The sequence below is a fragment of the Candidatus Hydrogenedentota bacterium genome, assembly GCA_035450225.1.
Taxonomy (GTDB): domain Bacteria; phylum Hydrogenedentota; class Hydrogenedentia; order Hydrogenedentales; family SLHB01; genus DSVR01.
In genome coordinates this window covers 1-14,551 of sequence record DAOTMJ010000024.1, presented here as the reverse complement: position 1 = coordinate 14,551, position 14,551 = coordinate 1, and the positions used below count along the sequence as shown (strand labels likewise).

Here is a 14,551-nt window from a genome sequence, read left to right as displayed (position 1 = left end):
TTCGTGCCCGCATGGGAGATTGGGACATGGTATTGGCATCCGTCTTGTGGATAGGCAAATTGTGCATGGCGGCCGCGCCCGCGACGATTCCGCTTCATATCGCGGGTCCTTGGGCGATCGAAGTGGGGCCGGGCAGCATCCATCTTGCCGGCAAGCGCGTCGTGGTCGAAAAAGCCGTGCATCTGGATATCGAGCCGCCGGCGCTCGTAAAAGTGACCGATGAAAAATACGACCGCCTCCCTGTCTTCAATGAAAAGGCGCCCGGCTGGCTCAAAGGCGTCAAGATGCCGCCCTTGCAAGCCGAAGAATGTTCCGCCACGGGCCTGCTGACCCCCGGATCGTTCCGCATGAAAGATGCGCCCGGTTCATCGCGTTTTTTTGTGGCCGGCGAGGATTATGGTTTCGACGAATTTTGGGCCACTTTTGGGCGGATCGAAGGCGGCGCCATTGCCGAAAACCAGCCGGTGTACTGCGATTACGAATATGCGCATCACCGCCTCGACAGTCTTGTGGCCGGTGTTGACGGCGTCCTCCGCGTTGTCCGGGGCGCGCCGGCCCAGGCGCTGGCCCTGCCGCCGGCAGTGAACGCGGGCGAAACCGTCATTGCGAATGTCTTTATCTCGGGCGAGACGCGCAAACTGACCGAAGAAAGTCTTTTCCCGGTGGATGCGAATCTTCCTCCCGCCTATTCCGGCTCGATTCCTGTTGCCGAGCGCTTGCTTCCCCGGACGCTTGCAAAACTCCGTGAAGGCAAACCGGTTGTCGTCGTCGCATTCGGCGACAGCGTCACCTGCGGCGGCGGCGTTGGCGCAAACAAGGCCGACTGGTATCAATATCAATTCCAAAAACTGTTGCAGGCGCGTTTCCCGAAATCGCCGGTTACGATGCTGACGGCCGGATGGGGCGGGGCCAGCAGCAAGGCCTACCTCGATTCGCCGCGCGGCAGCGAACATGATTTCGTCCGGGACGTGCTCGAACCCAAGCCCGACCTTGTTACCATCGAATTCGTCAACGACGCCTATCTTGACGAGGCCGGAGTCGCCGCGCACTACGCGGGAGTTGTCGGGCAGTTGCAGCAGAATGGTTCAGAAGTGATCCTCATTACGCCGCATCTTGTCCGGCCCGATTGGATGAAAGTCGAAACGATGAAATTCGACGAGGATCCGCGGCCCTATGTCCGTGGTCTCAGGCAATTCGGCGAAGCGCACGGCATCGCGGTGGCTGATGCGTCCGCCGAATGGTGTGCGCTCTGGCGGCGCGGAATTCCCTATATCACCCTTTTGGCCAACGCCATCAATCATCCCGATGTCCGCGGCCATGAACTCTTTGCGCGCGTCCTGCTCGGCCTGTTCCCGGAACAATAACGTTTTACGACAAATGAACCTTGACTTGGGCGGGCGATAGTGCTAAAACCGCTTTTGTCTCCAGTTTCGCAAAGGAGGTTCGCTCATGTCTCCGGATATACGCAACGACCCGCGCCTGATTGCGCAGTGGGCCGAACGATATGCACGCAGCCGTACGATTCCTTTTCTCGTGCAGTGGGTGTTCATCGTGGTGCTCGTGAGTATCGTCGGCGCGCTGGCGTTTTTCACGCTTCGGGCCTTTCAGACGCAGCACCGCACGCTGGTCTGGATCGGCATCGCGGCGCTGGCGTTGACCAATCTGCTGCTGGTGTGGTTTTCGGTGGCCAAATGGGGCGGTGAACAAATCTGGCGTATCAGCCAATGGCTCTACGGCAAGGAAGGCTGGGCCGTTTACGGCCAGGGCAAAGTGGACAAGAGAACCCGCCGGCCGTGGTGGTTTGTGACGCTGGCGCTGGGGTTGTGCCTCTATCATCTCGTGGGCGCATTTCTTATCGGCATGCGTCGTTTGCCGGTCGAGTACATCCAGCCGTTGTCGGCGCTGTATCTGGCCCCGTTTCTGGCCGTCATGATCGTTACCCAGCGATTGGGGTGGTGGGCATGGGTCTGGCCTGCGTTGTATGCCGCCTATGCGGTTGCGCTTGTCGCGGGCGCGCCGCTGCATTTCCACGGACAATGGTTTGCGTTCGACGTGCTGGTGCCCATATTCGGCGGCGGCCTTATCGCCATTCTCGTGGGACATTTCTACAGCCGTTACGCCCTGCGCCGCCTGAAGGCGCTGGTTCGCGCCGGCATGGAAGAAGAGGATCGTTCAAAGGGAGATGAGGTCGAATGAACGACCTCGACCGCACCATACACGAGCCGGCCCGGCTGCGGATTGTCATGATCCTGGCCGGTGTTGACATGGCGGATTTCAACTTCCTGCTTGAAACGCTGGGATTGACCAAAGGCAATCTGTCTTCCCACATGGACCGTTTGGAGAAGGCCGGATACGTCGAGGTAATCAAGAGTTTCAAGGGCAAGATTCCGCACACGGCGTTCCGCCTGACCAAGGCCGGCCATGACGCGCTCGACGAATACTGGGCGGGACTCGACGCCATCCGCGCCTTGCGCGACGGCGGAAACGACAAAGGCTGAAACCAACACGGGGCGCCGAGTGGGTCCGGCAGGCTTTACCCGAAGGGCAATACGTTCGGCCGGGCCATTCCATCCGGGATGATTTTACGTCCGGGCGGGTTTGGGGAAAGGCGCCGCCAACTTGAGGACAAGGAGTTCCAGCGCCAAGGGGCCGTCCACGCCGGTCGAACGTATCATAAAATGCGTGTCGGTGCAGAGTTGAAAAGCGTCACGGAGTTTTTTCAGGCCGAATTTTTTGCCGAGGGGTCTAACTTTTTCGGCCACGAAAGAATGCACGGTGGCATGGCTTCCGCCGGATTCGACGGCATAGGCGCTGGTGAGCAGCCAGTTGATCGAGCCGAGAATTTCGTCTTCTTGCTTGCCCAGGTCTTGCAGGCGCCGGAGCGATTCAAGGGCCTTGGGCATCTCCGACGCGGCAATCGCGTCTGTCAACGTCCAGATTTCCTCCTCGGCCACATCGGCACAGGCCGCGACCACATCGCTTTCGCTGATTGTTTCACGGTCGCCGACAAAAGAGACCACAATGTTCAGGGCATTATTGATGTCGCCCAGATGAAGTCCCGACCGATGCACCAATTGTTCCGCGGCTGCGACGGCCAGTCTTTTGCCGCGCTTTTGGGCTTCCTTTATGGCCCATGCGGGGGCTTCCCGCTGACTCAACATGGGGCATTCAACGACGAGGCCGGCTTTTTCGCAAAGCTTGTAGAAACGGGTGCGGCGGTCCACCTGTCCCGCAAGCATCAGCAGCGAAGTCATGTCGCACGGCGTTTCCAGGTATTCCAACAAGGCTTCCTCGCCTGAATCCGCCCCGAAACGGTCCGCGTTGCGTACGAGCACGACCCGGCGCTCGGCGAGAAAAGGCACGGTGCGCGCTTCCTGCACGATTTCCTGCGCGCTGGTTTCATCTCCGTGGAAAACGGTATAGGCGAGGTCGCGCACGCCGGGATCCACCACGGCGTCCACGAGTCGCGCAATCGCCTCCTCGGCCAAATAAGGTTCGAACGTGATTTTATTTGATTTCGGATTGGCTTTTCCGGGACAAAGGAGGACTACCGGCGGGGGCGGACTTTTTCCGATTCCTTCTAGGAATGATTGGACGTTCACCGGAATACTCCGTGCTAAAACGGCTCCACCGTGCGGTAGAAAATATCGGATGCCAGTTGTTCGATTGCTTCGGTGGCGGCGCGGTTTTCGGCGTCGGTTGCAAAGGAACGCACGGTGGGCAGAAAATGTTGCACATTGCCCCGCAGACGATCCGCGCCCAGTCCGGGTGCGCGCGTGTAAAGGGTGGTCTCGCCGGCCATGTCCGAATCTTCCCAAACAACCTTGCCGGTGTCCTGTTCCTTGAGACGCACCTGCGCCGTTATCGCGCATAGGAACTGGGTGACTTCGTCGTTGCGATCATAGGTAAGCCCGCGCAGCGCATACGAGCGAATTGTTCCTTCGAGAATGAGATCCGCCTCGCCGGGGCCGGTTACGCGCAGGCGTCCGTCCGCCGTAAACTTGCGAATGACCGCCGTTGTGAGCGCGGCCTGTAAATCGTATTCGTTGCTCGTGTTCTGAAAGGCCGGAATGTAAATCGTCCGGTATTTTGCGTCCAGCGAACTTCGGGCCGAGTAGCCGCATCCTGCCGCGATAACGGCCGCCGTCAGCATTAAGGCGCCCGATAGAAGAAATCGTTTCATGACGCGGAGGTTTGTCCTGAATGCAATACGCGTTCGGCCGGCGACGGTTCGGGGGCGGGGTGTTTTTCCATCCAGCCCCGCGCCTTTTCGGCAAGCGGCGTATCGGTAAAATCGCGTGTCAGGAGTTCATAATAAATCCGGGCGGCATCAAATTCCCTGCGCTTTTCGTAATACTTGGCCGTTTCCAAATACTGTGTGGCGATTCGTTCACGCATGGCGGCCCGCTTTTCGTCCAGTTTGGCATTGCGTTCGTCGTCCGGATATCGCCTCTTGAAATCATCCATGGCCTCGACGGCCAGTTTGCTGGGGCCTTGATCGTATTGCGGTCCGTGGGCGGACTCGTAATAACATTCCGCCAAACCGTAACAGGCCTCGTCCACCCATTCGGAGGTCGAGTAGTCTTCGATCACGCGCTTGTATTCGAATGCGGCTTCCGTGTAGTCCTTGCGGGTATGGCGGCACAGGCCGATCTTGTATTGCGCTTCCGCGGCGGCGTCCGTAAACGGCTGGTTGTTGATGACCATCGAGTAGACCTCGATGGCTTTTTTGAAGGGCCGCTTTTTGAAGAAGTGGAGGAAATTCTTTTTTATTTTGGCCTGGCCAAGGGCGTACAGTTTGTCGCCGATTTCATACTGCTTGGCAATTACCTTGTCATACAGGCTGGTACCGGGATATTTCGAGATGACGAGTTGGAACTCCTTGGCGGCTTCGACCCATTTTTCTTCCGCCATGCGGATTTCGCCGCGCAGAAACTGGTTCTGATCCGCAAGGGGATCCTTGCGGTAGAACTCAAAAAATTTGTTGGTTTCCCGCCACGCCCGGCTATGGTCTCCCTTGACAAGGAAACCGCGCGCGAATTCGATCTGGAGTTCGGCGGTTTCCTTGGGAAGCCTTTTTATATTCACAAACCGCCCTGTTTGCGGCGTCCATGTCCACTGGGCATAGGCCGCCCACGGCATCATTGCCAGCGCCGCCGCCACGATCACCAACCGGCCGAACTGCTTTCGCATTGTCGTGCCTCCACGCAGGCGCCCTTCGCGCCCGTACAGACTCTTCCGCTACTTTCGCACATCAGCCCCATTGCCCGGGCCCATGGCGGATTGATCCTTGCGGGATACTAGCAGGGGCGGGACGCCATTCGCAAGGCGGCGCACAAGTTTTGCGGACCCTTTTCCGCGTGTGCTAGACTCATCGTGATCCTGCGGGCGTTTCAGCCCTGCGGAAAATGGCGGAGACAAGGCATGTCCGAGGCGGCAATCGGTTCTTCCCAATGGTATAGCGCTCATTTGTACACCATGCTCCAGGCCCTTCGCAAGGACATGGCGCTGATTCTAATCGGCGCGGTTGTCCTGGGCGCCATGGGCGCGGCAATCGGCAAACTAACGAACAAAAGCAAATCGAAGGCGCAACTGGTGTTGACGCCCATGCCCTTGCGGGCCAACACCAAGGCGACCGAAGACAATCTTGCCATCATGATGGCCACGCCGCTGGACGTGACGTCGCTGTCGCTTATTTGCATGGGCGACGAAGTGCTGGAACGCACGCTCAAGCGCGTCAATGAGTCCAACGAATTGAGCGCGCCCATCAAGGACATCACGAAACTCAAGACGCGGCTCAGTTACCAGATTACCATCGCCAAGGAAACGCCCTATGAACTCACCTACGCGCCGATTCTGGAACTGACGGCCAAGTGCAGCGTTCCCAAAGACGCCAAAGTCCTTGTCAACGCATGGGGCGCGATTGTCTCGGAAGCGGCCACCCGTTTTCAGGATGCCGTGCAGCAGCCGGCGGCAGAGGCGCTGGATGAGCGTGTCGAAAAATTGGGAAGCGAACTCGAACAGGCGGAACTCGAAAGTGAAAAGTTTTGGACGGAAAACAATGTTGAATATTATAAACTGCGCCTCAACGATCTGGTCGGCCTGATCAATCGGATGAAGGAAACCCGGACCCGGCTGCAATGCGAGTTGTTTGCGGAACGGGCTTCATTACAAGCCTTTACGGAATCCCTGAGCCATTTTGAACCGACCATCAAACTTCAGGTGCAGCCATCCAAGCCCCTGCTGGACGTTTTCGGCGGCAAGTGGGGGCTGCCCATGTCGAAGGAAGACGCTTCCAAACCGTCCGATTCCGCCCCGCTGCTGACCATGGAACACATCAACACGACGTTTCTTGACATTCAGGGGAAAATTGCCGCATCGAACGCGGGGGTGGCCGCCAAGGAAGCCGAATTGAAGGAAACCTTGTCGGTGCTCGATGAACTCGAATCGGAACGGCTTGAAATCCAAGCCAAGTACGCCCAAGCCGTTACCGGACGGGAGCGGGTCGAGCGCAAACTCGAAATCGCATCAACCACCTTCAAGAACATCAAATCGAAGCATGAATATGCCCAAGTGGCCGGGCAAATCAAGCACCCGGTCCTGCAGGTCATTTCGGAGGGAGCCGAGTGGCCGTTGCCGCGCTTTCGCCGCGCGATCTTGTTCGGAGCGGCCGCTTTCTGCGCGGGGTTGGCGTTCTTCGCGGCCTTTTCCGTTGTGCGCCGGATGATCCTGCAACCGGTGTTCGGACGCTGATCATGCCGGACAGCGCGGCGCCAACGGCTTCCCGCATTCCGCCGATGTCGTGGCCTTTGGGCGTGGCGCTAGCCGTTCTGGCGGCCACGGGGATAGGTTTCATTTCCCTTTTCGCGCTGGCGGCGGCCGATGGCCCCGTTTGGATGGCGCTCTTTATTCCATTTGCGTTGCTTGGCGGGGGCGCCCTGGTCTGGAATCCATTTTATGGACTGTGTTTCGTGGCGTTCGCGATCGGTCCGCTTGGCGTGGTCCAACGTGAATTTTTCTCGATCACGATCAATCTGCCCGAAGTCATAATCCTCGTGCTGGTCTTGAAAGAGGCTTTCCTGTTTGTTGTGCGGGGCGAACGTCTGTCCCCGGCGTTGCCCAAGGCGAGCCTTGCGGCGTATGTGGGCGCATCGCTTGTCGGACTGATTACAGCCTTTTATCTGGGCAATTCGTTCAAACAGGCGTTGCAGGACTGGCGGCAGTACATCGAATATATCGTCCTGTATCTGCTGGCCCTGCATCGGGTGCATACCCCCCGGCAAGTCAAGACGATCCTGTTCTGTTTCATGGCGGGCATGACTCTGGTTGCCCTTCATGGCGTGCTTCAACGATTTACCGGCATTGGCATTGCGGGCAATCAGTTGATTTCGGACCAGGTTTTCCATGGCGGCATTCGTAGTGGCTCTTTTTACGGAGCCACTCCACTGGGCGGTTTGATGGTGTTGTCCGTCGCGATTTCCGTGGGCTTGGTGTTGTCCAGCCGATCCCATCTCGTCAGACTGATAGGAATGGGTTGTGTGTGCGTGTGTCTGGCCGCGGCGGTCTTTACCAGCACCCGCGCGTCATGGATTGCGATTGCCTTCGCGCTGGCGTGGATCTTTTTCTCCGTCCGGAAGACCTGGTTCATGATAGCCGCCACGGTCGTAATCGGCGCGCTGTTTTCGGCGGTTTTCGGTCATCTCGTCATTCAACGGCTTGGCACGATCGAAATCTCGCACCGGGAAAGGTCGCTGCTCCAACGAATCTATTATTATACCGCCGCATGGCACATATTCCGTGAATATCCGGTGTTTGGACTGGGTTGGGGTTGCGAATTCAGCGTACAGGCCATCGTGAAGAGCCGCGGCTACGTGCCGCCGCCGCCCAGCATGCGCGTCATCCGGAAACCGCTCTGGATTGAATCAACCGTCCACAGCGCTTATTTGCAGATTTTGGTCCGCATCGGCGCCGTCGGTCTTGCTGCGCTGCTGTGGTTTCTGTTCCTCTGGTTTCGGGTCATGCTTCGGGCGCGCCGTCTTAAAATTTTCGATGAACCGGCCCACAATCTCACAACCAGTGTGACCGCGGCGCTGCTCGGCTACCTCCTGCATTCGGCCTTTGAAAACTTTTTCCAGTGGCCCGTGATGGCGCAATCGTTCTGGCTGCTGTTGGCGCTTTCAACGCTGATGGCGGCCCAGGCGGATCGAGCGGTCGAAAACTCCTTGGCGCCGGTTCCGGAGGAGGGCTGAAGGAAATGGCGCTTGGCGGACTATCTTCCGGCGGACTGCTGCGTGTGGTCTTTTGCCATTACACCTCCGATATCTGCGGGGGGTCCGACCGTTCCCTATTCGATATTGTCACATACCTGCCCCGCGACCGTTTTGCCGCCGCCGTCATTCTCAAGACGGGGGATCCGATGGCCGTGCGGTATCGCGCACAAAATATACCCGTGATCGAAACGATGCTCGTGCCCCCGCGCAAGGCGCTCGATCCGGTCAAACTCGCCCGGTTTTTCCTTTCTTATCCCGTGTCGGTCCTGCATGTGGCATGGATCATTCGCCGGTTGAAGGCCGACGTGGTTCATGTAAACACCCTGTACAATCTTGTGGGTCCCGTGGCCGCGAAACTGGCCGGGCGACCCCTCGTGTGGCACGTGCGCGAGATGGACCCGGATTCGCGCGTGGTAAGGCTGTTGTTGCGCATGGTTGCGCGCCTTGCGACACGCGCCGTGGCCATCTCGAACGCCGTGGCGGACTCGATGCGCGCTTGCGGCCCGCGCTTGCGGACGATCCTCAACGGGATTGACCTGTCCGAATACGATGATATGCCCGACGGGCAATCCCTGCGTGAAGAACTTGGAATAGCGCCCGACGTTCCCGTCGTCACAACCGTCGGCCGCCTCGAACCCTGGAAAGGCCAGCACGTGCTGGTCGAAACGATTCCCCGCGTTCTCGAACGTCATCCCCGAGCAAAATTTCTCATTGTGGGCGGTCCCGCCGTCAACAAGCCGGATTACGAACCCATGTTGCGGAAACGATGCGAGGAACTGGGTGTTTCGCAACAGGTCCTTTTCACCGGCATACGTTTCGACATTCCTGCCGTCTTTTCGGCATCGAACGTTTTGGTGCTTCCCTCGGCGACGCCGGAACCGTTCGGCCGCACAATCGTCGAGGCGATGGCCGCCCGTTGTCCGGTCGTGGCGACGGCGGCGGGGGGGCCGCTCGATACCGTCGTGGACGGCGAAACGGGCCATCTCGTGCCAGCCAACGACCCGGCCGCCATGGCCGAAAAGATAATCGCGATTTTGGACAATCCCGCAGGCGCCCGCGAAATGGGCGAGAAAGGCCGCGCGCGCGCATACGAATGTTTTTCGCTGGATCGCTTGGTGCGGGAAATGGGCGCGATCATCGAGGAGGCCGCCGCATCCGGTTCATGAAAGACCATCAAAACGGGGCGAACCGTTGTCACAAAGGATTTCAGTCATGACGAAGTGGAAAAAGATAACGATTGCCGCTGCCGCGATCATCGCCGTGGCGTTTCTTGCCATTTGGATTGGGGGCGGGGCCATCGCCGCCCACATGGTAACCCAACCGCGGCACCGCACCTTCGAGGATCCGGAAACCCTTGCAGGCAAGCCGGTCGAAAATGTGGCCATTACGACCGAAGACGGCATACGGCTGTCTGCGTGGCACGTGGCGCATGCGCCGGATCGCGCGGTCATTTTTCTTGCGGGAATCGGCGCCGACCGGCGGCAGTTCAATTCGCGCGCCGAATACTATCTCTCCACGCTTGGCTTTTCCGTGCTCATGCCGGACCTGCGTGGAACGGGCAAGAGCGGGGGAGACCTCATTTCGATCGGCTGGCACGAACGCAAAGACCTTGCCGCCTGCCGCGCGTTCCTGCGTGATCGCGGCTACCGGCACATCGGCGCACACGGCATCTCGCTGGGCGCGGCCACCATTTGTTATTCACTCAAAGATAGCGGCGACCTCGCTTTTGCCGTTCTGGAATCGAGTTACGACACCATTGACAACGCCATCTTCAACCGGGTGGACCTTTACCATGTTCCCCATTTCCTGATTTTTCCCGGCCGTCTTCTTCTCCATTGGCGCATGGGCGCTTCCGCCCGGGAAATGCAGCCGCTGGCGTACATGCCGTACTGCACGATGCCCACTTTGGTCATGGCCGGCGATGCCGAGGGATTTCTCAAACTCTCCGAAACCATGGATCTTTACAATCGCTGTGCGGCAAGCAAAAAACGGCTGCATATTTTCAAGGACGGCCATCACGAAAATTTCCTGGGGCGCTATCCGGACGAGTTCAAGAACGAACTCAAATCTTTTATCGCGGAAGTCGAAGCCGAATGGCCTTCCGTGCCATCCGGCTAATCCATCGAACGGGCGAACCGGAGCGATTCAAGCCCGTAACGGTCGCGAATGTGGTCCGCGCTTTCAAGAACGCGTTCCCAGCGCTGAGAGCGTTCGCCGCCGAACAGGGGCAACTGGTGTTGTTTATGGGTGAGCGACGAAAGCGTTATGCCGATCAATCGGACGGGCGCTTGGTTTTTTTGGGCCTTTGGGATGAGTCCTCGCAGGGCATCGTGTATGTCCGCGTCAATGCACGTGGGATCCGGCAGCGTCTTTGCAAAGGTACAGGTCGAAAAATCGCTGTAACGGACCTTGAGCGTGACGCATCGCGTTTCCATTTGCTTTTCCCGCAAGGCATACAAGGCCCGTTCTGCAAGGGAAAACAGGATGCGCCCGATTTGCTTCCAATCGAGCAGATCCTGTTCAAATGTTGTCTCGCGCCCAACCGATTTCGTTGCCGAAAAAGGTTCAACCGGCGATGTCGAAACGCCTTGCGCGGCCCGTTGCAGCGCATGTCCCGATTGGCCGAAAACGCGCAGGAGCCGGTCCACCGGCATGTCGGCCAACTGGCCGATGGTTGCGATACCCAGCGATTCGAGCATCTTTTCGGTATGCGGCCCGATACCCGGCAGTCTGCCGATGGGCAACGGGTGGAAAAAGGCCCGCTCCTGTCCTTCTTCGATGCGGAGATATCCGTCGGGCTTGGCCGCATCCGTCGCGACCTTTGCCGCCAGTTTGTTCGGCGCGATGCCGATGGTGCATGGCAGCTGCGTTTCCCCGCGGATCCGCGACTTCAAATACGCGGCGATCGCGTCGTCGCCTCCAAACAATTTCTGCGATCCGGTGATGTCAATATAGGCCTCGTCAATGCTTACCCCCTCGACCCAAGGCGACACCGTCTCCAGGATAGCCCCGACCTGTTCGGACGCTTCCTGGTAGGCCGCGTAATTTCCACGAAGGAATATTCCATGCGGACAAAGTCTGCGGGCCTCCATGATCGGCATCGCCGAATGCACCCCATATTTTCGTGCCTCATACGATGCCGTCGAAACGACCCCGCGTGTATCCTTTGCGCCGCCGCCTATTATCAGCGGCTTCCCGCGCAGTGCGGGATTGCGCACTACTTCAACGGACGCGAAAAAGGCATCCATGTCTATATGGAGAATCCGGCGGCTCATACGAATACTGTAAATATGTTCAGTTGCAGCATATCCGAAAAGACTTCCCAAGTCAACTCAAAATTCGATGTTTGAAACGCCTCCGAAGGATCCATGATCCTGGGATGATTTTTGTGGCGAATGTATGAATTCACGGGCTAGCCGCGGGGGGCGGGCGATCGCTTTCCCGCAGTTTTCTCGCCATTTCTCGGGCGGCAGCATTGCCCGGATCGAGTCGGACGACGTGATCAAGCGCCTCGGCGGCCTCCGTGAACCGCCCCGCCTTGATGAGCGTCTGAGCCATGTTGTTGTAGGACTGAACATCGCGCGGGTCGTTTTGCACGGCCCTGCGGTATTGCGCGATTGCCTCGCCGGTTCGCCCCTGCTCGGCATACACATTACCGAGATTGGACAGCGATTCCTGGTTGCCCGGTTCAAGTCGCAAGGCCTGTTGGTAATATTTTTCCGCCTCGTCGAGATGTTTGTTCATGGCCATCGTGTTGCCCATGTTGACGAGCGCGCCCGTATGATTGGGTTCGATGCGAAGCGTTTCCCGATATTGCGCGGCGGCCTCCCCGAAACGGCCCATGTGAGCCAGCGTGTTGCCGAGATTGTAGTGGGCGTTAAGATGATCCGCGTTTATTTCAATGGCTTTTCGATAATATTCGACGGCTTCTTCCGATCGCTGGAGTTCGCTCAGCGCGTTGGCCATGTTGTAATACAGGTCCGGATCGTTGGGCTTGATCCGGATGGCCTTAACATATTCTTCCATCGCTTCCTTGAAATGTTTTTTATCGGCCAGCGCCACGCCGAGATTCTTATGGGCGAGATGATTGTTTTTGGTGACGCGCAGTGTGTGCCGGAACAGCGAAATGCTGTCGCTCCAATGCCGCGTCTGAACGACGGCGGCAATGCCGAACACATGCAAGACCAACAACGCCATTCCTTTGATCGCCCATTGCGCGGCGATTTTGCGCCGGGGAGGGGTAAACGCGATCACGAGATCGTAGCCCCCCCATGCGATAACCATGAAGATGCCGATCAGCGGGACATAGGTATAGCGATCGGCCATGGCCTGCGCGCCCACCTGAATGATGCCTATCACCGGCAAAAGCGTTCCCAGATACCACAGCCAACCCACTGCCACATAAGGCGCGCGGCGGATGACGACCAAGACGGCTATCGTGGCCGACAACAGCAAGAAGGCGCACAAGGCAGCGGTTGGGTACGATATCGCCGGACCCGGATGGGGGTAAAACGGGGCGAGATTCGCCGGCCATGCCGTTTTCACCAGATAAACGACATAGGAAATGGACGCGTTCGCCAGACGCTGGGCGAAGGGCAACACGTCGAGCGTCGTCATGCTCTTGCCGCCATGTTGCGCAATGATCGTGGCCACGGACGACGCGGCGGCAAGAATGAACAAGGGCAGTTTTTCGACAAACAAACGGACGGCGCGTAGGGGCCATTTTTCGGCGCTTTCATAGCGTCCGAGCGGCCACAGATCCAAAAGCATCAACGTCGCCGGAAGCGTCACCAGCATCGGCTTGGCGAGTAAACCCAACCCATAGGGAAGCAGCACGAGCAGATAGCGCACGACACCCGGACGGCGAACATACTGGACGTAGGCCAGTGTCGTCAAGAACCAGAAAAACGTGCTGAGAACGTCTTTCCGCTCGGCGATCCAGGCCACCGATTCCACATGCAACGGGTGCAGCGCAAACAACGCCGCCACAAACGCGCTGCGTCCCATGGCGCCGGTGGTCATTCGCAACAGGAGGAAAAGCAACACGCTGTTGACGGCATGCCAGACGGCGTTTTCGAGGTGCATCGGCCCCGGTTTGTCGCCGAAGAGGCTCACATCCAGCATGTACGACAGCCACGTCAACGGGTGCCAGTTCGACGCGGCGCCTGTGGTGAACGCCCACCCGACATTGTCCCAATTCAGGCCGTTCCGGGTCTGCACGCATCCGGTCACGTACAGGTTGTCGTCGTAATTCAAAAACTCGAACTGCGCCGTCCGCCCGTAGATCGTCATCACGACCACGATCAGCGCCACAGCGATTAGTATTTCCCTTGCGGAAATTTTTGGAAATTGCACGGAACACCCTTCCTTGCCTGCCCGTTCAATCTCGTTGGCGGCCGTTTCCCCCCGCTTTCCGGGCATCCAGCAACGCGCGCCGAAATTCCTCGTCTTCCAGCGTCTGGCGCAGCAATTCACGCTGTCCCAGCCGATACTGCAACCGGATGTAACGAATGTCCAGAGCGACTGTGAAAAAAGTGATTGCCAACAGCAACACGAAAAGAACCCAATAGCCGAAAAAGGCGATGGGATTTCGTATCCAGTCCACGGTATGGGGCCCCCACCACGCCATCAACATCGCCGCCGCCGTTGTGCATGCGCACACGGTCCGCCAGCGGCGCTGCGTGATCAATCCCGAAGCGGGATTAGCGGTCGGGCACCCAGACCCGTTCTTCGTAGGTTTCTCCGGATGGGGTTCGGACAATGCGATTCTCGTAATGGCCGCGGGTGGTATTCGACGGAGGCGGCGCGGCAGGCCGCTTGTTGGCCTGATCCAGTTGATCGCCGATGATGGCGCCCGAAAATGCGCCAACGGCGCCGCCGATCAGCGCTCCGCCGGCCGCGTGGCCGGTCGTACTGCCAATAATCGCGCCCGTGCCGGCGCCCAGCGCACCGCCCAGCAATGCGCCTTCCTGCGCCCGCGTTTGGCAGCCGGTCAACGAAACAAACACAATCGCGACGCCTGCCACGGTCAAGGCCAACGTCCACGTTTTCATTGCACTACCTCCATTTTCGCGTTTTGATATGCGTTCCTTTTGGTTCCGGTATCTTACCACAACATGGCGCGGCCATCTCAACGATTTTTCATATATATGGACGTTTGGGCGAAGGAATTTATTCATGAATTTTGCAATATTTCCGATGAAAAAACCGGACGAAAACGCCAGTTCGTCCCCGATCCCCGGCTAAGAAAAATCCCGTTGGCGGGATCTTGTTGGCTTCAT

General features: G+C 58.4%; 14 protein-coding genes. 7 read left to right on the top strand and 7 right to left on the bottom strand.

Annotated features, from left to right (window positions below; all coding sequences use genetic code 11):
- Positions 1–26: 26 nt before the first annotated feature.
- The 3 genes from P5540_13065 to P5540_13055 all read left to right on the top strand — a co-directional run bounded on the left by P5540_13065 (position 27) and on the right by P5540_13055 (position 2,498).
- Positions 27–1,364 (top strand): SGNH/GDSL hydrolase family protein, encoded by a 1,338-nt coding sequence (locus tag P5540_13065; protein HRT65746.1) that lies wholly within the window; start codon positions 27–29, stop codon positions 1,362–1,364.
- An 85-nt stretch (positions 1,365–1,449) separates the two neighbouring features.
- Positions 1,450–2,196, top strand: a complete 747-nt coding sequence (locus tag P5540_13060) for a hypothetical protein (GenBank protein ID HRT65745.1) — start codon at positions 1,450–1,452, stop codon at positions 2,194–2,196.
- Positions 2,193–2,498, top strand: coding sequence for a transcriptional regulator (locus P5540_13055; GenBank protein ID HRT65744.1), 306 nt, complete (start codon positions 2,193–2,195; stop codon positions 2,496–2,498). Before P5540_13060 ends, P5540_13055 begins: the two co-directional genes overlap by 4 nt.
- 84 nt (positions 2,499–2,582) lie before the next feature.
- Here P5540_13055 and holA read toward each other — a convergent pair whose 3' ends face one another.
- From holA to bamD, 3 genes are read right to left on the bottom strand one after another with little or no spacing between them, the layout of a single operon-like run.
- A complete protein-coding gene (gene holA / locus P5540_13050) occupies positions 2,583–3,602 on the bottom strand; it encodes a DNA polymerase III subunit delta (protein ID HRT65743.1) in 1,020 nt (339 codons plus the stop codon).
- Between the two features lie 14 nt (positions 3,603–3,616).
- Positions 3,617–4,183: an LptE family protein gene (locus tag P5540_13045; GenBank protein ID HRT65742.1), complete on the bottom strand. Its 567-nt coding sequence runs from the start codon at positions 4,181–4,183 to the stop codon at positions 3,617–3,619.
- On the bottom strand, positions 4,180–5,193 hold the full coding sequence (gene bamD / locus P5540_13040) for an outer membrane protein assembly factor BamD (protein ID HRT65741.1): 1,014 nt from the start codon (positions 5,191–5,193) through the stop codon (positions 4,180–4,182). The genes P5540_13045 and bamD overlap by 4 nt, the downstream gene beginning before the upstream one ends.
- A 231-nt stretch (positions 5,194–5,424) precedes the next feature.
- Between bamD and P5540_13035 the strand changes: the two genes are divergently transcribed.
- Genes P5540_13035 through P5540_13020 form a run of 4 tightly spaced genes read left to right on the top strand, consistent with a single transcriptional unit; the run spans position 5,425 to position 10,388 of the window.
- A complete protein-coding gene (locus P5540_13035) occupies positions 5,425–6,753 on the top strand; it encodes a hypothetical protein (protein ID HRT65740.1) in 1,329 nt (442 codons plus the stop codon).
- Positions 6,754–6,755: 2 nt separating this feature from the next.
- Positions 6,756–8,249, top strand: coding sequence for an O-antigen ligase family protein (locus P5540_13030; protein HRT65739.1), 1,494 nt, complete (start codon positions 6,756–6,758; stop codon positions 8,247–8,249).
- Between the two features lie 5 nt (positions 8,250–8,254).
- Positions 8,255–9,436, top strand: a complete 1,182-nt coding sequence (locus P5540_13025) for a glycosyltransferase (protein ID HRT65738.1) — start codon at positions 8,255–8,257, stop codon at positions 9,434–9,436.
- 46 nt (positions 9,437–9,482) lie between these two features.
- Positions 9,483–10,388 carry an alpha/beta hydrolase gene (locus tag P5540_13020; GenBank protein HRT65737.1) on the top strand — a complete coding sequence of 302 codons (906 nt, stop codon included), beginning with the start codon at positions 9,483–9,485 and terminating at the stop codon, positions 10,386–10,388.
- On the opposite strand, the gene dinB is transcribed toward P5540_13020, so the two are convergent.
- The 4 genes from dinB to P5540_13000 form a co-directional block, all read right to left on the bottom strand.
- Positions 10,385–11,545, bottom strand: a complete 1,161-nt coding sequence (gene dinB / locus P5540_13015) for a DNA polymerase IV (protein HRT65736.1) — start codon at positions 11,543–11,545, stop codon at positions 10,385–10,387. The genes P5540_13020 and dinB overlap by 4 nt on opposite strands.
- 130 nt (positions 11,546–11,675) lie before the next feature.
- Positions 11,676–13,625 carry a tetratricopeptide repeat protein gene (locus P5540_13010; protein HRT65735.1) on the bottom strand — a complete coding sequence of 650 codons (1,950 nt, stop codon included), beginning with the start codon at positions 13,623–13,625 and terminating at the stop codon, positions 11,676–11,678.
- Positions 13,626–13,650: 25 nt separating this feature from the next.
- Positions 13,651–13,899, bottom strand: a complete 249-nt coding sequence (locus tag P5540_13005) for a hypothetical protein (protein HRT65734.1) — start codon at positions 13,897–13,899, stop codon at positions 13,651–13,653.
- Between the two features lie 73 nt (positions 13,900–13,972).
- Positions 13,973–14,323 (bottom strand): glycine zipper domain-containing protein, encoded by a 351-nt coding sequence (locus tag P5540_13000; GenBank protein ID HRT65733.1) that lies wholly within the window; start codon positions 14,321–14,323, stop codon positions 13,973–13,975.
- Positions 14,324–14,551 lie beyond the last annotated feature (228 nt).

What these genes read in the sequence shown, in the direction of transcription:
- P5540_13065 (HRT65746.1), top strand. Translation starts at nt 27, where the DNA reads ATGGTATTGGCATCCGTCTTGTGGATAGGCAAATTGTGCATGGCGGCC.
- P5540_13060 (HRT65745.1), top strand. Translation starts at nt 1,450, where the DNA reads ATGTCTCCGGATATACGCAACGACCCGCGCCTGATTGCGCAGTGGGCC.
- P5540_13055 (HRT65744.1), top strand. Translation starts at nt 2,193, where the DNA reads ATGAACGACCTCGACCGCACCATACACGAGCCGGCCCGGCTGCGGATT.
- P5540_13045 (HRT65742.1), bottom strand. Translation starts at nt 4,183, where the DNA reads ATGAAACGATTTCTTCTATCGGGCGCCTTAATGCTGACGGCGGCCGTT.
- bamD (HRT65741.1), bottom strand. Translation starts at nt 5,193, where the DNA reads ATGCGAAAGCAGTTCGGCCGGTTGGTGATCGTGGCGGCGGCGCTGGCA.
- P5540_13035 (HRT65740.1), top strand. Translation starts at nt 5,425, where the DNA reads ATGTCCGAGGCGGCAATCGGTTCTTCCCAATGGTATAGCGCTCATTTG.
- P5540_13030 (HRT65739.1), top strand. Translation starts at nt 6,756, where the DNA reads ATGCCGGACAGCGCGGCGCCAACGGCTTCCCGCATTCCGCCGATGTCG.
- P5540_13025 (HRT65738.1), top strand. Translation starts at nt 8,255, where the DNA reads ATGGCGCTTGGCGGACTATCTTCCGGCGGACTGCTGCGTGTGGTCTTT.
- P5540_13020 (HRT65737.1), top strand. Translation starts at nt 9,483, where the DNA reads ATGACGAAGTGGAAAAAGATAACGATTGCCGCTGCCGCGATCATCGCC.
- dinB (HRT65736.1), bottom strand. Translation starts at nt 11,545, where the DNA reads ATGAGCCGCCGGATTCTCCATATAGACATGGATGCCTTTTTCGCGTCC.
- P5540_13005 (HRT65734.1), bottom strand. Translation starts at nt 13,899, where the DNA reads ATGGCGTGGTGGGGGCCCCATACCGTGGACTGGATACGAAATCCCATC.
- P5540_13000 (HRT65733.1), bottom strand. Translation starts at nt 14,323, where the DNA reads ATGAAAACGTGGACGTTGGCCTTGACCGTGGCAGGCGTCGCGATTGTG.